This window comes from Paenibacillus ottowii, from assembly GCF_050516475.1.
In the GTDB taxonomy this organism is placed as follows: domain Bacteria; phylum Bacillota; class Bacilli; order Paenibacillales; family Paenibacillaceae; genus Paenibacillus; species Paenibacillus ottowii.
Genome location: NZ_CP191577.1, coordinates 4,396,360 through 4,416,846 on the forward strand (window position 1 = coordinate 4,396,360; position 20,487 = coordinate 4,416,846).

General features: G+C 43.6%; 21 protein-coding genes and 1 pseudogene. 2 read left to right on the forward strand and 20 right to left on the reverse strand.

Translation table 11 applies throughout. The features are described from left to right. Positions 1-44: 44 nt before the first annotated feature. From ACQQ6X_RS20460 to ACQQ6X_RS20490, 7 genes and pseudogenes are all read right to left on the reverse strand, one after another. Positions 45-1,031 (reverse strand): sensor histidine kinase, encoded by a 987-nt coding sequence (locus ACQQ6X_RS20460; RefSeq protein ID WP_305166815.1) that lies wholly within the window; start codon positions 1,029-1,031, stop codon positions 45-47. After that, positions 1,028-1,729 (reverse strand): response regulator transcription factor, encoded by a 702-nt coding sequence (locus ACQQ6X_RS20465; RefSeq protein WP_305166816.1) that lies wholly within the window; start codon positions 1,727-1,729, stop codon positions 1,028-1,030. The genes ACQQ6X_RS20460 and ACQQ6X_RS20465 overlap by 4 nt, the downstream gene beginning before the upstream one ends. 1,111 nt (positions 1,730-2,840) lie before the next feature. After that, entirely contained in the window at positions 2,841-3,065 is a 225-nt protein-coding gene (locus ACQQ6X_RS20470) for a helix-turn-helix domain-containing protein (RefSeq protein WP_308736882.1), read from the reverse strand. 107 nt (positions 3,066-3,172) lie between these two features. After that, positions 3,173-4,243, reverse strand: coding sequence for a hypothetical protein (locus ACQQ6X_RS20475; RefSeq protein ID WP_305166817.1), 1,071 nt, complete (start codon positions 4,241-4,243; stop codon positions 3,173-3,175). Further along, positions 4,233-4,808 carry a sigma-70 family RNA polymerase sigma factor gene (locus tag ACQQ6X_RS20480; protein ID WP_013372986.1) on the reverse strand — a complete coding sequence of 192 codons (576 nt, stop codon included), beginning with the start codon at positions 4,806-4,808 and terminating at the stop codon, positions 4,233-4,235. Before ACQQ6X_RS20480 ends, ACQQ6X_RS20475 begins: the two co-directional genes overlap by 11 nt. Positions 4,809-5,627: 819 nt before the next feature. Beyond that, positions 5,628-6,416 carry a TrmH family RNA methyltransferase gene (locus ACQQ6X_RS20485; protein ID WP_149034267.1) on the reverse strand — a complete coding sequence of 263 codons (789 nt, stop codon included), beginning with the start codon at positions 6,414-6,416 and terminating at the stop codon, positions 5,628-5,630. A gap of 79 nt (positions 6,417-6,495) precedes the next feature. Then, positions 6,496-7,164, reverse strand: a pseudogene (locus ACQQ6X_RS20490) (potassium channel family protein); the annotation flags it as partial. Between the two features lie 157 nt (positions 7,165-7,321). Here ACQQ6X_RS20490 and ACQQ6X_RS20495 point away from each other — a divergent pair. Further along, positions 7,322-7,555, forward strand: a complete 234-nt coding sequence (locus ACQQ6X_RS20495; RefSeq protein WP_063209654.1) for a small acid-soluble spore protein SspI — start codon at positions 7,322-7,324, stop codon at positions 7,553-7,555. Between the two features lie 148 nt (positions 7,556-7,703). On the opposite strand, the gene ACQQ6X_RS20500 is transcribed toward ACQQ6X_RS20495, so the two are convergent. The 3 genes from ACQQ6X_RS20500 to ACQQ6X_RS20510 all read right to left on the reverse strand — a co-directional run bounded on the left by ACQQ6X_RS20500 (position 7,704) and on the right by ACQQ6X_RS20510 (position 12,091). Beyond that, entirely contained in the window at positions 7,704-9,284 is a 1,581-nt protein-coding gene (locus ACQQ6X_RS20500; RefSeq protein WP_063209656.1) for a peptide chain release factor 3, read from the reverse strand. A 298-nt stretch (positions 9,285-9,582) separates the two neighbouring features. Continuing rightward, entirely contained in the window at positions 9,583-11,139 is a 1,557-nt protein-coding gene (zwf, locus tag ACQQ6X_RS20505; protein WP_305166819.1) for a glucose-6-phosphate dehydrogenase, read from the reverse strand. A gap of 187 nt (positions 11,140-11,326) precedes the next feature. Beyond that, positions 11,327-12,091, reverse strand: a complete 765-nt coding sequence (locus ACQQ6X_RS20510; protein ID WP_369425865.1) for a YwmB family TATA-box binding protein — start codon at positions 12,089-12,091, stop codon at positions 11,327-11,329. Positions 12,092-12,338: 247 nt separating this feature from the next. On the opposite strand from ACQQ6X_RS20510, the gene ACQQ6X_RS20515 reads away from it, so the two are divergent. Further along, positions 12,339-12,818: a hypothetical protein gene (locus ACQQ6X_RS20515; protein WP_305166821.1), complete on the forward strand. Its 480-nt coding sequence runs from the start codon at positions 12,339-12,341 to the stop codon at positions 12,816-12,818. Between the two features lie 73 nt (positions 12,819-12,891). Here ACQQ6X_RS20515 and ACQQ6X_RS20520 read toward each other — a convergent pair whose 3' ends face one another. The 10 genes from ACQQ6X_RS20520 to ACQQ6X_RS20565 all read right to left on the reverse strand — a co-directional run bounded on the left by ACQQ6X_RS20520 (position 12,892) and on the right by ACQQ6X_RS20565 (position 20,411). After that, positions 12,892-13,542 carry a response regulator gene (locus ACQQ6X_RS20520; protein ID WP_013372995.1) on the reverse strand — a complete coding sequence of 217 codons (651 nt, stop codon included), beginning with the start codon at positions 13,540-13,542 and terminating at the stop codon, positions 12,892-12,894. Continuing rightward, the gene (locus tag ACQQ6X_RS20525) at positions 13,520-14,599 is read right to left on the reverse strand and encodes a sensor histidine kinase (protein WP_063209664.1); all 1,080 of its coding nucleotides are present in this window, start codon (positions 14,597-14,599) and stop codon (positions 13,520-13,522) included. The genes ACQQ6X_RS20520 and ACQQ6X_RS20525 overlap by 23 nt, the downstream gene beginning before the upstream one ends. A 16-nt stretch (positions 14,600-14,615) precedes the next feature. After that, positions 14,616-15,263, reverse strand: coding sequence for a cell wall-active antibiotics response protein LiaF (gene liaF / locus ACQQ6X_RS20530; protein ID WP_063209667.1), 648 nt, complete (start codon positions 15,261-15,263; stop codon positions 14,616-14,618). A gap of 148 nt (positions 15,264-15,411) precedes the next feature. Next, on the reverse strand, positions 15,412-16,116 hold the full coding sequence (locus ACQQ6X_RS20535) for a PspA/IM30 family protein (protein WP_305166822.1): 705 nt from the start codon (positions 16,114-16,116) through the stop codon (positions 15,412-15,414). Beyond that, positions 16,116-16,601, reverse strand: a complete 486-nt coding sequence (locus ACQQ6X_RS20540; RefSeq protein ID WP_142613503.1) for a PspC domain-containing protein — start codon at positions 16,599-16,601, stop codon at positions 16,116-16,118. Before ACQQ6X_RS20540 ends, ACQQ6X_RS20535 begins: the two co-directional genes overlap by 1 nt. A 7-nt stretch (positions 16,602-16,608) precedes the next feature. Further along, positions 16,609-17,277 (reverse strand): PspA/IM30 family protein, encoded by a 669-nt coding sequence (locus ACQQ6X_RS20545; protein WP_149034277.1) that lies wholly within the window; start codon positions 17,275-17,277, stop codon positions 16,609-16,611. Between the two features lie 88 nt (positions 17,278-17,365). After that, a complete protein-coding gene (locus ACQQ6X_RS20550; protein WP_017428655.1) occupies positions 17,366-17,677 on the reverse strand; it encodes a LiaF transmembrane domain-containing protein in 312 nt (103 codons plus the stop codon). Positions 17,678-17,804: 127 nt separating this feature from the next. Further along, the gene (locus ACQQ6X_RS20555; protein WP_305166823.1) at positions 17,805-19,031 is read right to left on the reverse strand and encodes an MFS transporter; all 1,227 of its coding nucleotides are present in this window, start codon (positions 19,029-19,031) and stop codon (positions 17,805-17,807) included. A 142-nt stretch (positions 19,032-19,173) separates the two neighbouring features. Then, positions 19,174-19,731, reverse strand: a complete 558-nt coding sequence (locus ACQQ6X_RS20560; protein WP_430493483.1) for a TetR/AcrR family transcriptional regulator — start codon at positions 19,729-19,731, stop codon at positions 19,174-19,176. 440 nt (positions 19,732-20,171) lie between these two features. After that, complete coding sequence (locus ACQQ6X_RS20565; RefSeq protein WP_013373004.1) at positions 20,172-20,411, reverse strand: NifU family protein; 240 nt, start codon at positions 20,409-20,411, stop codon at positions 20,172-20,174. Positions 20,412-20,487: the final 76 nt, after the last annotated feature.

Here is a 20,487-nt window from a genome sequence, read left to right on the forward strand (position 1 = left end):
GATCGATTAACCTTACAAAAACCTTAAATGTGTTGTAAGGTTTCTTATGGGTGTATTGGAAATTGAATTTCAACCGTCGTTCCTTCACCAACCGTCGATTGGAGTTGAATGTCATGATTCAGCCTTTTGCAGATTTCTGCCACCAAATAGAGCCCCATCCCGGTAGATTCACTATACTTCCGTCCGTTTTCACCTGTGTAATAAGCCTCAAATACCCGCTCTATATCTTTTTTAGGGATACCAATCCCCTCGTCCTGCACTTTCAGCACAATCACATGATCTCTTACGTCAGATATCAATTTTAGGCTGTGGGCATAACCTGAAGAGTACTTCACCGCATTGGTCACCAATTGATTAATGATAAATCTCAGCCATTTGGCATCGGTAATCACATTCAACTGCTCGTCCACTTCATTGGAAGGATAAATTTCATTGCGGATCAATAATCTTTTGTTATCATAAATCACTTCACCAACCAGCTTTCGTAATACAACAGGCTCCACATAAAAGTCTGGTTCAAAAGATTCCAATCGTGACATATACAAAATCATATCTAGTCCTTTGCCCATTCGATCAATCTCATCGTGAATCTGATCCGACTCGGGATCTATTTTTCCTCTGAGAATTAAATGAATTACAGATAAGGGCGTTTTCATTTGATGGACCCACTGATTTATAAATGTAATGTGATCACGCTGCTGATGCTCTAATTGATGAATTCGAGACTGGTACAATCGGTAAAATTGTAAAAGCAAATGCTGTAAAGCAGAGGCTAACGGATTAAGTACCTTCATCTGAATAAGCTCATCTAAATCTCTAATGTTAGCAGTGGATAATATTTGGTATAAACCAGAATACATGACGTACCGGAATAGCAAATAGACCAGCAATAGGATAAACCCAAAAAAGACCGAATACAGGGCGGTCGACAAGTTATGATAACCATCCATCCAGTAAATACTCAGCACAAGAAAAAGTTGGATAATATTAAAAAGGATCATAGAAAAATGATCACGCCAAAACAGCTTCACTGTTCTTCCTCCTCAGTCAAGTGCAGCCGATATCCAGCTCCTCTAACCGTTTCTATAATATCCTCCAGCCCCAACTCAGCCAGCTTTTTACGGACACGAGTAACATAAACGTTCAGTGTGTTTTCGCCTACATATTGGTAATCGTCCCATAAAGCCTCTAAGAGATGAACTCTCCCTACAACCTGCTTGGGATATGTCATCAGTAGCTCCAGCAGTGCAGCTTCTTTTTGGCTCATTTCTACCTGCTTGTCATGAAACACCAGTTCCATAGTATCAGGGTATAAAGTCAAGCCTGACACTGTTATGGAGCGTGATTTTTGGGCAACTGCATATAAACCATAGGCACGTCGCAGATTGCTTTCTACTTTGGCTAACAGTACTTCGGGATGAAACGGTTTGGTGATGTAATCATCGGCTCCGTTTTGCAAAGCAATGACCTGATCCATTTTATCGTCACGCGCGGATACAAACAGGATGGGACAAGTAGATTGAGTACGAATTTGCCTGCACCAATAAAATCCATCAAAACGAGGTAAATTCACATCCAGTATGACCAAATCTGGCTTTACCTCCTGGAAAATACCCAATACTTGATCAAAATTTGAAACGACAACTCCCTGATAACCATATTTCTCAAGATAGGATTGGAGTAAGGAGCTAATTTGAGGGTCATCTTCTACGATTAATATTTTATGCATCGTGTTTTCTACCTTCTTAGTGCTAAAATTTTAAATAACATAATTTTCTCTATATCATGCCTTTATTTGATTGTCTAAGCAATAACAACAACCGAATTCCTTTTATTTGTAGCTTAGGAGAGTCTCATGGTGTAAATTGAATCCCGAATGATATGCATGGTGCCAAACACCAGAGTGATTAACATGATAATTATAATGGCGATAACTATTACTGTAATCATGATCTCTTTATAGTTTTTTAACGTTTCATTACAACATAATTTCGACTTAAATACCTCTTTAATTTTATGCTTTGAATATTTCATACTTTGCTCACTTCTCTCCTCGGCTCGCTATTTTCCATACTAATTAGCTTCTATCTAAGGAACAACAGCCAAAGCTTACAAAAACATTACTTTGTTGTAAGGTATAAAGAATTCAGATCATCAGAAGCGTGTGTCTTTATAAAAAAATGAGTCGGGTTCTATGACCCGACTCATTTTCCGTATTTCTACTAATCCCCATAGGAATGTCCCGCGCTTATGCCTCTTAATTTTGACTTGATGCACCTCTCTCTTGAAGTGATCTACACTTCAAACTTATTTAGATAAAGAAACTGCACCTCTGTTTGTCGTATCCCCTTGTTGTTCCGCTAGTGATATACCTAGCTTCAACTCAGAAAGAATGCTCTCAAAATCACGGATCGTACTTTCAATGGAAATTGTGAAACTTCACATATTTATGCAGTCCAGTTCGCGAGTTGTTTGTTTAGTGTCAACAAAAGTTCTTCCTTCAATTAGTTCAGATTTAAACTCTGCGATACGTAATGGAGCAAGATTCCCCCCCATACTACCTGACATCCACAAAGTTGTTCCGGAGAATATCTTCTTGTAATTGGAGCTAAGGAATGTTAAAAGCCCTCAATTTTTGTTATAAAGATACAACTTCCTTCCTATTAATGTCACTCATTTCTTAACTTTCACAAAATCAATCTTAAACCAAAAAGTTAAGCTTAAGGTATTCATTTGATACAATGCCATGCTTAAGGAAGCTATAGTTGTAGTCAAAGAATAGCTAGACTTATAGTATAAACTCTTTTTAAAAAATTTCTTTACCAAGTTTAGTGTCCTTATTATCTCTTATTAAGAATTCTATATTTTTGCGGAGATATTCCCTCCCAGTTCACAAACCACCCTGTAAACGACGATGAATTCTCTAATCGCAATTCTTCACTAATATCAGACATGGACCACTCTGTTGACTTGAATACATGTTTCGCCTCTTTCAATCGAAGTTCAGATATGTGTACTGTTGGGACTGACCCCATAACGTGGGACAAATCATAGTGAGCTGACAAATGAAAAGAAAGCTTCAGACCGGATGAATCAGTCTGAAGCTTTCTTTGTTTCGTTTATCGCGTTTTACTTAACTATATCAAACACCATACACTCTGTATTGCTCTCCCTACCAAGGCGTTTCCGTTTTGTGTTCAATCACTTTCAATACTTTGGGTTCAAGAATCCGTTTCAATAGTTCCAGCGTACGATCGTCAACAGTAGCTCCACCATGCGGATCCGCTTGGATTTGTTTTTTAGCCTGCGTACTTGCGATAACGTCCATGACTTGTTGTTTGGAAATCTTTTTAGATGCTGCGATCTCGACGACAGATGCCCCCTTTGCCAATTCTTCTTTCAAGTCTGCTGGACTCATGTGAAGTAAAGAAAAGAGCTCTTCATCGTTTAAAAAGGCATCTGCAGTATAGTCAGGCTTGCCGTTAGTCATGAAAAAGCCTTCCACGGATGGAGCAGGGCCGCCTCCGATCAGAGAAACGCTGATCGTATTCCCTTGAACGAATGCCTGATAAAACGGCGTTGTTGATCCCTTTTCGGTGTAGTTCAATATAAATGTTTTTTGGTCCGGGTTCTGCATCGGCTCCATGTTACATTCGTACTTACTGGAGCTGCCGTACAGTTTGTTAATGAGGTCATCTACTTTCGATTTGATTTCTTGATCGGTTAAGGAGATGACCGGCTTCTCCTGAGGCTCCCAATTCTCTTGGTTCACTTGTTCGATTTCACCCGTGATACCGTTCAAATCAAGTCGGACCTTTTTGCCGTGAGCTCCCTTTTCCTGCAGCACGATGCTTGTTTGAATGGCTTTCCCCGGACTTGTATTCGCGGGGTCTCCTCCAATCTGGCTGGCGTCGATAAATTCAAACGACTTGGTTTCCGGATAAGAGCGATACAACTTTTCAAGCGCTGCTTGGCCAACCGCATCCATCTTGACTTGTTTGGCTGTCATCGGTGTTCTCGTAATCATTTCAATCAGGGGAGGGGCCGCGAATGCCGCGGTTGGAATCATAATTACTGCAGCGATGATGCCGCCGATCAATCGTTTTTTCATCGTTTTTTTGCTCCTTTGCCGTTGTACGTATTGAGAATAGGATTGTTCGACTCGTTTGGAAACAGCCGGGGGGCATTCCATGGTCTCTGCTTCTTGGTGCAGGTACTCGCTGATTTGGCTTTCAATAGGCATTGTTCTTTTCCATCCTTTCCAAGGAGAGATTTCCCAAGTGTTTTCGAAGTGACTGCAGGCCGGCATGATATCTGGACTTAACTGTACCCAGCGGAATATCGAGTAATGTCGCAATCTCCTCCAGCCTATAGTCGTGGTAAAAGCGGAGTATGATCACCGTTCGCTGTTTATCGGTCAGCTTGTGCATGGCCTTCGATATTTCAGGGTCTGTCCCATCCGTCCTCACCGTGGTCTGATCCCAATGACGCTCTTCCCGAGAAAAGACACGGATGCGTTCGAAAATTCGGAATCTCCTCCAGCTTTTCACCCGGAATCTTTGCACTTGTCGGATGACCAAGCCGTGCAGCCAGAAGTGGAAAGGACGATTCGGATCGTAGTTGGGAAGCGAGGTCCACATTTGCATGTAGATCTCATTCATAATATCTTCGCGATCCTGCGGATGATCCACCAGAAAAGAGACGGTCCGATAGACATCCTTATAGGTGGCATCATACAACGTGTGAAACGCCTGCTGATCTCCTTCAATCATTTTTGTGAGCACGTGGTACATAGATTCACTTTGCATTCAGAGGGCCCTCCTAAGTAAGCAGCTTACACCCTATATTGTCGCTCGATGGAAAAAAGGTTCGGTTTTTATGTTCTCGGTTGGGAGTCTATGGATTGCGGGAAGGCGAGCAGTGGCATGAAAGCGTGGAAGACATCTTGTTCTTTCCGTCAGATTGAACGGTGAGCTCAAAGAATTGGGCCTGCTGTCGGACGATTATAACAAGGTCTGGAGATGTAAAAATGGCCTTCATGCAGCAGGTTATATTTCTACTAAAATCAGAGACAATAATTTGTTAGGTCAAATTGAATATGGCTACCAATACCCCCAATTTGCAAGAGACGAAGCCAACAAAACGCAACACTGGCTGCTATGCAGCTTAAGTTTCCAACTATGATTACAATTGTGAAGGCCCCTGTTGCTTAACGACGTAGCTGATCCCAAAACGTGAGACACATCAAAACATCTTCAAGAGAATCAAGCCATGTCGTAAGATATGGAGATAGCCTTGTAGGTGTTTTTACGTCTGAGATTAATCTGGACTCAAGCTCATCAACTTGTACGCTGAAAAAAACTATGCTTCTATTAATGCTCCTTGTGATACCCCAATGATCTGTGAGAATTCAGTTTGATTATGTTGTTCCCATTAGTCCTCCTTCTGTCTAAAAATTAAAAAACAGCCCCAAAAATAATTTTATTTATCGGGACTGTCAAGTTAGCTAAGCTATTAAGTTATTCTTATGAAGAGGTTTATCTTACAACATCATATATAAAATACCCTGTCCATTTTCACTATAAAAACATGAAAACTCGAATCAGTGAATAATAAACACTCAGGTATTAGCTTCGCTGTCTCATCGCCTCGAATAATAACACCGTGGAAGCCATGGCTGCATTCAGTGATTCTGCTTGTCCCTGCATTGGAATGAATACCGATTCATCCACCATACGCGCGGTAGCATCGGAAATACCTTGTCCTTCATTGCCAATCACGAGCCAAGTGGATACACGCAAATCCACGGTATAGCATGACAAGCTCGCATCCAGCGAGGTGCTGAGCAAGCGGGCCCCTTTGCTTTTAGCCTGCGGCAAAAGCTCCTCCAGACTGCCTTCGATCACCGGCAGATGAAACAACGATCCCATCGTGGAGCGGATCGTTTTGGGGTTATACAGGTCGGCGCAGCCATGACCCAATATAACGCCTGCGGCTCCAGCAGCGTCCGCGCTACGGATGATGGTGCCTACATTGCCGGGGTCTTGCACCCCGTCCAACACCATCACCAGCGCATCTGGCTGCTCCAGCAATGCTGCGAATGCGCTCCGCTCCTGCTTACGCACGATAGCAAAGACAGGTTGCGGCGTCTTGGTATCGGTGCATTTGGCAATGACCGCCGCCGACACGGGAATCCATTCCACCGGCTGGTCGGCTGAATCCAGACCGTTTAGCTCGGCAGGAATCCCCTTGTCCAAATCGTAGGCGATGCTTTCAACAGCCGCCTTCGAACGCAGCGCCTCCTGCACTAGATGAATCCCCTCGACAATATATTTATGCTGCCGTGTGCGATGCTTTTTCTCCAGTAATTGCGACCATTCTTTTACACGCGCATTATTCGGTGAAATGATTTCCATTGGTTTAACCTTCCGTTTCTATGGTCCGTTTCTTTAAAAAATAAATGATGCATCACCTGTACTTGAGCATCAAGCTTAACTAAGCTGCAAAAGCCAGCTCCAGCTTGGTCAGATCGTCCTTGTGCCCCACAATGACCAGGACATCTCCCGCTTCCAGACGATCCTCGGCATAAGGTGAAATATTCATCTCCTGATTTCTGCGAATCGCCATCACATTGCAGCCAAAGCGTGCCCGTATGTCCAGCTCCTTCAGATTTTTGCCGATCATGGAGTCAGCCGCACGCATCTCCAAAATGCTATAGTCCTTGGACAACTCAATATAATCCAAAATATTGGGAGATGTTAAATGATGAGCTACCCGTAGTCCCATATCCCGTTCAGGATAAACCACTTTATCCGCACCTATTTTTTGCAGCACTTTCCCATGGAGTTCATTTTGTGCTTTGACCACAAGAGCAGGCACACCCATGTCCTTGAGAATCAATGTAGTTAGAATGCTGGCTTGTATATCTTCACCAATCGCGACTACAATTACGTCAAAATTGCGGATACCCAGTGCTCGCAGTGCTTCCTCATCCGTTGAATCGGCAGACACCGCATGCGTCACAATATTCGACATTTCCTGTGTACGCTGCTCGTCCGAGTCAATAGCCAGCACATCAAAACCCATCTCACTCAGCGCGCTGGCAACACTGGAACCAAAGCGTCCCATGCCAATGACCGCATACTGTTTTTTTGCCATTCCTTTTTTACCTCCCGCTCACCATACTGTCCGTCATAGTATAGCATATCATGCTACAAACATAAATTTTGACATCCTTATTCCAAATGCTTCTCCATGTATACTGGGCCACAGCCCAAGCCATAATACATTCGACCACTATTACAACATCCGGGAGGTACACATGCCCATTACAATGGATTTACGTCAAGCGATTGTTCACAAAGTTCACGGCAAATCAGAGGCTGATCTTACGGATATGATTATTGGGTCAGTGGATGGACCCGAAGCCGCTTTGCCTGGATTGGGTGTAATTCTTGAAATCGTATGGAAGCACATGAGTCCAAACCAGCAGCAGGATTTCGTCCATTTGGCACATGAAGAAATTGATAAAATCAAACCCGTGCCCTTAACCTAGCTCTAGCTTTCAACTTCTTGTTTAGCTTTATTGTGCTCTTTATTTTTTACCTGTATTTAAAAATGGAATAGTCCACTCGACATGAATGCGAGTGGACTATTCGTGGTATATATCAAATGACTGAGATCAGACTGTTTTGCATATCATTTTATGGAGCCATTTCTAAAAACTTAGCGGTCGGATTTTTTTCCATAGCCGTACGCATGGCATACTCATTTTCAAATAAGGCGACATAATTGCCTTTCTTATCTTTTACCAGCGTAGAGTTAATACGGAACTTGCTCGGATCAATCTGCTCATCCACAATCCAGCGTGCAAACTGGAACGGCATACGTTGAAGCTGTACATCAACCCCGTATTCACCCTTCATGCGGTATTCAAATACTTCAAATTGCAGTTGGCCGACAACACCCAATAGCGTATCATCAAAGCTTACCGTACGGAACACCTGAATCATACCTTCTTCAGTCAACTGGTCAATACCTTTTAGATACTGCTTATGCTTCAAGGCATTTTTTACAGTAACCTTGGCAAAAATCTCAGGCGAGAAGGTCGGCAGTTCATCAAATACAACTTCACCACCCTGACTGAGTGAATCACCAATGCGGAAAATACCCGGGTCAAACAAACCAATAATATCCCCAGGAAATGCCTCTTCGACAATATCACGGTCCTGTGCCAAGAACTGCTGTGGTTGGGACAGCTTAATTTCCTTACCCATCCGAACATGCTTAACACTCATCCCGCGTTGGAACTTACCGGACACGATACGCAAAAAGGCAATACGGTCACGATGAGCCGGGTTCATATTGGCCTGAATTTTAAATACATAGCCGGTAAATTTCTCGTTCGTTGGCTGAATTTCCCCCACTGTACTGCGGCGCGGTTCTGGCTTAGGAGCAAGCTGAAGGAAGTTTTCCAAAAATGTTTGCACACCAAAATTATTAATCGCACTGCCAAAGAATATAGGCGTTAATTCTCCACGCTGTACCTTTTCCATATCAAAAGGGTCACCTGCAACATCAAGCAACTCTAAATCCTGGCACAATTGGTCGTGCAAATATTCGCCCGCCATCTCGCGAATAATCGGATCATTGTAATCTTCCACCTTTTGTACTTTGATCGTGGAATGATCATCTCCCTGAAACAACTCGACCTGATTTTTGACACGGTCATAAACACCACACAGATCACGCCCTGTACCAATCGGCCAGTTCATAGGTACCGAACGGATACCAAGCACCTGTTCCAATTCCTCCATCAGATCAAAGGGACTGCGTCCTTCACGATCCAGCTTGTTAATGAAGGTGAAAATCGGTATTCCGCGCTTCGCACAAACCTGAAACAGCTTGATCGTTTGCGCTTCCACACCTTTCGCTACGTCAATCAGCATGACCGCACTATCTGCAGCTGTTAATGTACGATACGTGTCTTCACTGAAATCCTGGTGACCCGGAGTATCCAGAATATTAACGCGATGCCCGTTATAATCAAATTGCATTACTGAGGATGTTACCGAAATCCCCCGTTGTTTTTCAATCTCCATCCAGTCACTCGTCGCATGCTTGCTTGCTTTACGAGCCTTAACTGTACCTGCAAGACGAATAGCGCCCCCGAACAGCAGCAACTTTTCCGTCAGTGTCGTTTTACCCGCATCCGGGTGAGAAATAATCGCAAACGTACGCCGTTTGTCGACTTCCTGTTGAAGTATATCTGTTGTTTTACTCATTTCACATATCCCTTCATGATCAAATCCATTGCAATTCTGCTCAAGCTATTTATAAAAAGGCTATGATGCACGCCTATTATCATAAGTTCATCGGCTCATTGCCGTTAGCTCCAGTATTCGGCATACTCCGTTACCATATTCATGCTCAATACGATCTATTTACATGTTTTAGCCTGCCTTTAACGTATAATCAGTTGCAAACTGAAAACCTGAGACTAAGCTATTATAGCATACTCCGAACGCAAAGCATCCCCTTACATCCTGAACAGGACATAGGGGGATGCTGGACAAATCGGGATTATTGAGTGCCGCCTACCCGCCAGATGACATTATCCTCATCCTGACCGCTAACCGGCCACCACTTGAAGCCATCCTGCTCCAATAGCTTGTGAGCACCATCAGGTCCCCACGAGCCTGCAGCATAGGTTTCCAGCGTATCCGGGGTCTGCTGCCATGCTTTGGCAATTCGGTCAACGAATCCCCACGCTGTAGCCACCTCATCCCAACGCGTGAAGTACGTCGAATCACCCTCGATCGCATCCATTAGCAAGCGTTCATAAGCTTCCGGTGAGTTGATCCCCACCATACAGCTTTGGCAAAAATCCATTGCCAGCGGCTCAATATCTGACTCCGAACCAGGCTTCTTGGCATTGATTTTAATGTAGATGCCCTCCATTGGATTAACTCGAATGACGAGCAAGTTCGGTTCCAACGTATGCTTTTGACCGAGATATACATTTGTCGGCATACTCTTAAATTCCACAACGATCTCCGTAGTTTTTACTGGGAGGCGTTTACCTGTACGAATGTAGAACGGTACGCCAGCCCAACGAAAATTATCTACAAACACGCGTGAAGCAAAATAAGTCTCTGTATTTGATTGTGGATCAACCTTGTCTTCTTGGCGATACCCTGGCAACTGCTGGCCGCGATAACTACCTTCAGTATATTGCCCCCGTACCACGTTGGTTCTCACATCTTCAGTCGATTCAAAAGGTCGTAATGAACGTAACACCTTCACCTTTTCATCACGGATATCCTCTGGCAACAAACGACTAGGCGGTTCCATCGCGATCATCGTGAGCATTTGCAGCATATGGTTCTGTCCCATATCGCGCAATGCACCAGAATGATCATAGTAGCCTCCGCGTTCCTCCACCCCTACCGTTTCACTAAGCGTAATTTGCACGTTGGCAATATGCTTGTTATTCCATAGTGGTTCAAAAAAGGCGTTAGCGAAGCGAATCACCTCGATATTTTGTACCATTTCCTTACCAAGATAGTGATCTATCCGATAAATTTCCTCTTCGGCAAATACTTCACGTATTTCAATGTTTAACTCTTGTGCAGACTCAAGGTTGTAACCGAAAGGCTTCTCTATTACCAGGCGATTCCAGCCCTTGCCTTCCAACATACCGCCCTCTTTCAAGCTCTTCGACACACTTCCGAATAATTCAGGAGCCAAGGCCAAATAAAACAGCCGATTTCCCGGTATGTTAAACTTACCTTCTATAGCCTCCGTCTGCTGTCTCAGCTCATGAAAACCATCGACATTGTTGATATCCAGTGATTTATATTCAAAATGCTCGGCAAATGCCTGCCATTCTTGATCATTCTCAGCTTTGTAGCGGCTAAACTCCTGTATGGAAGCATACAGGTCATTACGGAATTCTTCTTCTGTGCGAGGACGTCTCGCTACGCCAATAACAGCAAAATCTTCAGCAAGCTTGCCTTCGCGATACAAGCTGTAAATAGCAGGAAATAGCTTGCGGCGAGCCAAATCGCCCGTAGCACCAAAAATAAACAGAACTGTACCTTGTGTCACAAGAGATTCTTTAACAGGTATGTCAGCCATGAAGTACCTCATTCTTCCCATGTCAAGATTCCGCAATCCACAATCCTCGAAATCCGCATGTAGTATTGTGTATATTTATACAAGATCATACTTGATTTTCGAAAAACATGGAACTAAAGATTTGATGACATTTTAACATATTCCACATGGATAAGCTATCCGATGAATCATAAATTTACCTTATAAGTCAGTATTCAATCGTAATGAGTGGAAACCCGAGCGTTATACGTTTATCTTGATGCTCTCTATCTTCATGTACAGCCATCTGCATCTGAACTTGATGCTCACCGCTTTGAACCATTAACGGTAGATCTGGAGCTTCATAAGATACAGCTACTGTGGTTGCGTCTGTGTATCTTTCTTTAGCCTGTATGGAGACTTTCCCTGCTAAGCTTGCTTCTGTCTGTTTCATCAGTTGATCCACGCTTTCCTTAGCTTGCAGCGAACGCTGAACGGCAATGTTCCACTGTGCTTGAACCCCTATAGAATGTAATTGCTCGGCACAAAGCTTATGAAGCTGAACCAACTGCTCACGTCCTTTATCACTGCTTTCCAGTTGAACGACCACATACCATTGTCCAGCTTGACGTTCCATCATATTTAAACGAATTTTTAAATCCTCATGATCACGAACAGAACGGTAAAGAGTGTGCCCATTTTCTACAAGTTTGCTTGCTGTGGGTAGATTTAGCTGATCAGCTAACTGTGCCGCCATCTCTGCCGGATCTTCATGATTAGGAATCCAGTCTCCTTGCCATTTTACAACCAGCTTCTCCAGTGTACCCGGGGTTTGATCCGAGATGTTTAACAACGAGCTTAAAGCTGTTTCTGCCTCACGGGAGTCATTGCTGTTTGTCTGAAGAGTTCCATAACGCCATCCAGCCAGTACCAACACCGTTCCTACTACCAAAATCGCAATCATTCCCTTTTTAATCATCCCTACTTTTAACATGGCCATTCCTCCCCCTCCATAACCACTAGGTCCCCACATACTGTATTGAAATGCTTTCTTTTTTAGCTCGATTCAAATCTATGAATCTATCAATAGTATGTCCGTTGTCAGAGGTTTTATACGTAGAGGTAGTCAGCACAACCTTTCAAAAATATTCGTCTGCTCACTGGGTGTTCGACCATACATCGAAGACACTGTAAGAATAAACTATGATCACAACGCATCTTACACCAAAAGAGGTGAAATCATGTTTCCCATTTATCCAATAAATGAAGCCAGTGTGGCACCTCATGGCGGACGGATGGTCTGTGCCGTTATGCGTGATGGTACACGACACATCGGCATCTTAAGTGGGTGTAGCAAAGGCAAGCTGATGTTGAACGGATATCCTTCCTCCTTTCCTGGTAGTCTCTATGCTGCCGGAAACTACAGTAACAAAGCTAAACAAAAAGCTAAAAAAATCTCCTCTAAAAAGAAACAAAGGAATTCTAAAAACAAAGCTCGCTCTTCTGCCAAGCTAAGTTCCTTTAATAAACCACCGGACGAACTTCTAAATCCATACTTTCCCAATAACGTAGGTGCATTTGACTCATATGGAAATGGAGGTTATGGAAACGGGGGGTATGGAAACGGCAGAGCAGGCTATCGCGGCAGATATGGATATGGATACGGAGCAGGGCTTGCATTAGATCTGGCTTTAATCGCCTTTTTATTCCTCCTAATCTAATGATGTTACGGAATAACAAAAAACCGGAGGACTATACATCGTCTCCGGTTCTTTGTATTCGTCATTCTACAGTCTACTCTGCTAAGCCGTTTTTATAGGCATAGATTGCCGCCTGTGTGCGATCTTCCACTCCTAATTTGGCGAGAAGGTTCGTGACGTGAAATTTTACGGTCTTAATCCCGATAATCAGTTCATCGGCGATATCCTGGTTGGACTTCCCTTGTGCCAATAAGCGAAGAACCTCCATCTCACGGTCTGTTAGCTCCGTATGTGCGGGCGCTTCAGCCTGTGGCTGGCGAAACCGATTCATCATCTTAGAGGCCACCTGCGACTCTAATACGGACTGCCCGCGTGCAGCTGCACGGATCGCATCCGCGATCTCGGAAGCACGAGACGTTTTGAGCAAATAGCTGAATGCACCTGCCTCAATGACCGGATACATCTTCTCATCATCCAGATAACTCGTAAGCACAATCACCTTCGTCTCTGGAAGCAGGCGTGTCACTTGACGTGTTGTCTCGATGCCATCCATGCCATCCATGACCAAATCCATTAAAATCACATTAGGCTTGTATTCTGAAGCTAATCGTATGCCTTCTTCTCCGCTTCCGGCCTCGCCGACCACTTCAATCCCTTCTTCCGTACCCAGCACTGCTGCAAGCCCAATCCGTACCATTTCATGGTCGTCTACCAACAGTACGCTAATCGGTAATTCCGTTTCCATGATCATCGTTCCTTCCGCTTTCATCATAAATAACTGGCACAGACACCTCGATCCGTGTCCCTTTTCCTGGAGCCGTTATATACTGAATAGCTCCCCCAATTTCACTGACCCGCTCCTGCATTGTAGATAATCCATAGGATGTCTGCTTTTTCTCATCCATCTCAAAACCGATACCATTATCGCGAATGGTCAGCCTGATAGAATCCGGGCGTTGTACAATACGAATTTCCATACGAGTTGCTTTGGCATGACGCAATGTATTAGACATCGCTTCCTGAACAATGCGAAACAAGTGATTCTCAATGCCTTTAACCAACTGTACTCCGCTTTCCATCTCAAAATCAATCTCCATTGGTACCTTTGCCTGTAATTCCTGTACCAAATCGCGCAAACCCTGCTCAAGCCGTTTCCCTTCCAAATAGACAGGTCGTAAATGAAGTAGTAACGCCCGCATTTCGGATTGTGCCACGGAAGACATTTCTTCAATTAATGCAACTTGACGCTGCGCTTTATCAAAATCCTTGTCCAGTGTCCTGCCCACTGCCGTTGCTGTCATGGAAATAGCAAACAATTGCTGCGATACGGCGTCATGCAACTCTCTGGCCAGCCGTTGCCGTTCCTCCACGATCGCAGTCATCCTCGCCTGTTCTGCCAACTGAGCATTATCCGTAGATAAACGTTGTAAAGACGTAACTTGCTCCTGCCATTTACGCCCGATCCGTTCCAACTGCTCTCCTAGTCTACCCAGCTCATCATGTCCCAAGGGTGGCAACTCACGGGCAGGAGTTCCCTTTTCCCACATCAGCAACGTCTCTCTCAGCATTTCCAGCCTGGTTTTAAAGCGATAGCTTTCATAAAATCCGTACATTGCCCCTGTGCCAATCAACACCAGTATAACGGCGCCTGCTACTTTCAGTATCATCCCCCAGGTTGGGAACGACTTCACATATCCATATGTATACAGCATATAAAAAACAACTACGCCCACAACAACACACAGGAGGATACCTTCACCCATACTGCGGGTTACCATGTTGGACGTTTTCTTGTGATTCATCCCGGTTCCTCCTGATTCAATAAAATCGAATGCGGACATCGCCCGCCAAGTACGAAACGACAAACTTCACTTTATATTCACTCTGCTCAAAATGAGGAGACTTCCACACCAGTCGATTGAGCATCCCCGCCTCATGATCCCGGTCAAACTGAATTTGCCCGAACAATACGAACATCTCTACCTCTACACCGTAATTATCCGGCAGCGTGATGTCAATGTCACCGAAGATCCCCTGTAAAAATACGACGGGCTCACGTTCCTCTGGAAGAGCCAGCGTCAAGTCGGCATCCACATCACCAACCACATGCCATATGCTTGTACTGCGCAAGCTCCACGGCACTTCATCCCATTTATGATTGGATATGAAATTGTGTTTGAATATGGAGCTTTGACCTTTATGCAGCTTCCTGGAACGTGAATAGAACACAGCCAGCGAAGCCAAGGTGATCACCACAAACAAGAACAAATGATCCAGCACCAGCAGACCGGCACCAATTGCAAGCATCGTATAGCCCTTTTTGATTTTGGAATTGCGAATCTTATATATTCCTGCCAACATTAGGATCAGTGCAACCACAGAGAGGAACCCAATCCACTGACCGAATAAAATGATAATCCCGATGCCAATCCCTGCCAGTGCCAAGGCCGATTTTTTTCTCTCCATGCTGCACCCCCTTTTTTGTTTATACAGGAAGGAAAAGCCATAGTGGCGTAATATATCGCCATATGGCTTCCTGAACCATACAGATTGAGCACTATGATTGATCAGTGTCCATCTATACAGCATATCATAATGTTTGAGTTCCGAGTAGTTAGTCCTTCTTAATATCTACAGGTTTTGCACCTGCCTGAATTTTAGACTTCAACTGTTGAAGCTGCTCATCCACTTTAAATTGTTTTTCGGCCTCTGCGGGATTAACATAAGTCTCTCCTGGTGCTTGACGATAAGGGGCACGCAGTACGTCAGCTTCTGCCTCCATTTGCATGATTTTTTCCTCCATACGGTGGAAGCCCAGCGAAGCAGACCCGCTTTCAATCGTGTGCAAGCTATTGATTTGCGACATTTGCTTTTTGGCTTTTGCCATTTGAGCACGGGATACCAGCTCATTACGCTTATTGCGCATTTTGTAGAATTCATCCTTCATTCCGTGAAGCTGCTGTACCAGTTCTTTGGCTTGGAGCTCGGCTTGAGTGTGCAAGTCGCGGTATTCATCCTGCTTTTGCACAAAATAAATCTTCTCGCCCAGCAGCTTGCGAGCTACTTCTTCCTGGCCATTTCGCAATGCAGATTCGGCCTGTTTTTCGCGCTCATTGGATACACGTACAGCCTCTTCCAAGCGCTGCTTCATGCGACGCTCATTTGCCATTTGCTTGGCGACTGTTACCTCAGCTTCGTGAATTTCTGCCTCCATATCGCGCAAGTACTGATTTAACATGATAATCGGATCTTCCACTTTATCCAACATTTCATTCACCGATGCTCTTGTCATATTCTTCATTCTTTTAAAGATTCCCATTATTTACGTTCTCCCTTCTCGAATTGCTCTACTTTTTTACGTAACTCTTCCAGTTCCTTTTTCATTGCTTTTTTCTCGATATCTTCCATCATGGAATCCAGATCACTGTTGTGCCCTGTATTAAATTTGGATGAATAGCGGGCATCCTGACCAAACGCGTTCGAGTTGCCGTATGCGCCGCCTTGATTGTAACCATTTCCTTGTCCATACTGTGTTCTAGTACTACTACCGCCATAATAGCGTGGATCTTGATGGGTGTAGGGACCGCTATCTGGACCAAATCCCCCATCGTAAGGAGATCTTGGCTCCTTGGAAATAACTAACGCAGCAATTACATAAATCATAAATGTGGTGCCTGCTGTAATAAAGAAACTGATCACAACCAGAATACGTATCCAAGTTGAGTCCATTCCTGTTGCGTCAGAAAGACCGCCACATACTCCAGTTAATACTCTATCCCGGCTTGATCGGTAAATTCGGGTCATAATTAACTTACTCCTTCCCGTTGTTGTTCAGCTTACTCTTCAGTCTCGCCCACTCTTGTTCGAGCAGCGATCCACCGCTGTGAGCATCCCTCGTATACTCCTCACCCCGGCGCAAATCTCGCAGACTCATTGTTTCTGCTTCCATATCAGCTACCCGGTCTTCCAAGCGGTTGAACATTCGGGGAACATTTCGTCCGCCGTATGTACCTGCCCGTTCGTTCATTTGCTGCTGGAGTCTCAACGTTTGTACACGTGCAGCATAATATTGACGCTTACTGTGAACTGTCTCGTATTCTGTCTTTAATGTATCCAGCTGCTGCTCCAATTCACGTAAGGATTCACGGCTCTGCTCCCACAGTTCTCTATACTGCTCTTCTTTTTCTGCATACAGCATTTTTTCCTGAAGGGCTAGCTTTGCAACGTGTTCTTCATCTGCTTTCAAGGCCAGAAGCGCTTGTTCCTCCCGTTTGGCCTGCATGGACAATGCATGATCCAACTGCTGCTTCATTTGTCTTGTATGCACTGCATACTGCTGATGAAGCTTTTCCGCCTCGGCGATTTCCTGGCGGGTATTATATAGGAACTGGTCAATGAGTTGGACCGGATCTTGACTTTGTTCCAAATGCTCATTGAAGGTTGCTACCGTAATATCACGCATTCTTCGAAAAACACTCATTGGCGTCTACTCCTTTCACAATTTCGTATTTTCATCATTTCATACTCTTTGCTTTCGTACATTTTTCTGTTTCCTCAAACTGTCCCAATTAGTAGCGTCTTCTACGGTCACTCAGCATGGATACACCAAAAATGATTAACCCGATTGCCAGCAGTGGTCCAATCAGCCAGGACAGCTTGCCCAGTAAAATTAGTACCCCGAGCACAAGCACGATCCAGCCGAAGAGTGCATTTCCTCTTTTCACACCGTAGTACCCCAGCATAATCATGGCTATCGGAATTAAGTAACCAATCAGATGTCCTACAAAGTGACCGAAAAACGGAGTAAACTTACCGAGCAGCATAATCGAACCCAACACGATCAGTACAATGGCTAACCCATTTCCTTTGTTAACTCTCATTATTTCTCACCGCCTTTCACTGTGTCTTGCTTATGTTCTTATTGTACGCTGACCTAGCGTTTGGCAAAACGGACCCCAGACGGTTTTTAAACCTAGACCTAAGTCGGGGGTGAATATAGACCTGCGGCTAACCGCTTCTACGTTGCTCTGCTGTATGGGCTATCGAGTGTTGTTCACCCGCTTGCTTGGAACGTAGTGAAAGGACGAGACAAGCTAGTAACGCTATAGCTGCAACCATATAAGGCAGATTAATATGAACATCGAACAACAGTCCTGCAATTAATGGTCCAATCACATTACCCAAGCTGGTATAGGATGAGTTCATGCCTGCCACAAAGCCTTGCTCATCTCCGGCCTGCCGCGATAGAGAAGTACTTACTGCCGGGCGAAGAATATCCATAGCCAGAAAAATGATGAAGGTCGTCAGCATAATCATCACGTACTGTTCGGCAAATAAAGTTAGAAAAATAAACAGTCCTCCGATAGCCAAGCAAAGGTGAATTACTTTTTTCTCACCAAAACGGTTAATGATCCATCCAAATATAGTCGCTTGGACAACTGCTCCCAAAATAGAGCCTGTCGTTATAATGATGGCGATATCCATCGGTGTAAAACCATATTTATGATCAACAAACAGTCCAAATACCGTTTCAAAATTCGCCAACCCAAAAGCAACAACAAATACAATGAGCAAGCCCATGAAATACGGAGATTGATAGGACTTTGCAAATTGCTGTAAAAGGTTTTCTTTTTGACGCGGAAGTTCTCTATTGTACTGTTGTTTTTCCTTGCTTAAAGACTCAGGCAGCACGAGCAGAGACAAAATAGCCGCTATTCCTGCAGCTCCTGTCGCTGCAAAGAAAGGAATACGTATTCCATAGGCGGCTAGCAAACCGCCAATTCCTGGTCCGATGATGAAGCCTGTGTTAATTGCTGCATTGATCATCCCCATCCCCTTGCCTCTTTCCTCAAATGAGGTCACATCAGCGACGTAGGCCATTATAGAAGGAGTGAGCAACGCTGCTCCTACCCCGCCCAAGATTCGCGCAACAAATAAGGTAGGAACAGAACTCGCTAGTCCAAAAACAAGCTCTGATAGCATGAAGATGATCATTCCAGAAACAATCAACTTTTTACGTCCATAACGGTCAGACAATTTTCCAGATAAGGGTGATAATAAAAGCTGCGTCAGCGCAAAAGCTGCAACCATCAGTCCCATTGAAGAACCGTTCATCCCTAGCTCGCTTATAAATTTCGGTAACACGGGAACAACCAATCCAATCCCCATAAATGCTAAAAAAATGTTAAGCATCAATAACAGCATTGCTCCCCGATTCCTTGTCAGAATAGACATGTTTCCACCCTTCCTTTTCAAGAACATTTTATTTATCCTTTGTAAATTTTCAGTATCCCAACTTCAAAAACAAAAAAACTTAAATTGTTTTTTTAGTTTTCTTATAAAAAAAGCCCTCCTTTTATAGGCATATATTATTAGACTACTTTTGCTTCTCGACTAACCCAAATAACAATATATCTACAATGGAATAAGTAGCTTCCTCTACCGTCACACTGTTATCCAGAAAGAACCGCTGATCAAGCGTCAGATTCACTGAATCAATAATCAGCTTCATGATCAAAGCTTCATTTTTGTTCACGATAATTCCTTCTCGGATACCTTCCTGAATTAATGTTCTAATTGGAGACCAATCATTTAAATCTGCATTTACCTTTTTCCATTGCTCAGGATAATACTTTTTCATCTGATCCAATATTCTCAAATCATAAAACTTATAGTACAACGGCATAACTCTAATCGATTGTTTTATTTTTTCTAACAAAGATAATTCATTATCTTGGATAATTTGCTCCGTTTTTCGAATCATATCATCATTGGTACGCTCAATAAGCGTCTCCAAAATAAGCGTCTTAGACGAAAAATTCTCATACAACGTCCGCTTACTGATAGCCAGTCTTTTCGCAAGATCATCCATCGTAAATTTCAAGCCATTCTCATGAACTTCCTCTACAAAAGCTTCCAAAATTCTTTCTTGCATATGCATTCCTCATTTCTTTTACACTTAATAAACTATAATTGTTTTTCTAGTACCACTATCCTACAATAACATCAAAGTCTCAGTCAAATATCTATTTAGAAAAGAAACTATACGAAGTTCCTATCTTCCATTAATCTGGCAGCAGATTAGCTTTGTTGTCAAAATCGAGAATGCAAATAGTAAAAAGGATGATAAAATGCTTTAAAGCACTTTATCATCCTTTTGTATATACCGGCGAGAGGACTCGAACCTCCACGGTTTCCCACTCGATACCGAAATAAATCTCGATAATGCCTTGTTTAATGAAGTAAAAAAAGCGCTGCTCGTCGAATTCGACCCGCAAGATAATCTGTCGATGTACTTTGGTATTGAGCAGCGGGATCAACTTCCGTAGCTATGGTCTGCGACAGGACTAACTCAGTTGCTCAGTATCAAGGAATTTAGAATACTTGTACAACTTCTTTAATATCATCAATTTCCTCAAGAATTGCGCGCTCAATAGCAACCTTTAACGTAATCGTAGCACTTGGGCAACCATTGCAAGCTCCCAAAAATCTTAATTTTGCTATACCGTTCTCAACTTCGACCAGTTCAGCATCTCCACCGTCACGCAGTAAGAAAGGACGTAGTTTGAGAAGAACTTCCGATACTTCATCGAATAAAACTCCATTTTCATCCATTATGTCAACTCCTCCCATTGTTTTACCAACCGTCATTCAGACCTTTTTTCATCCTAGATCGTCTGAGTGATCCTTT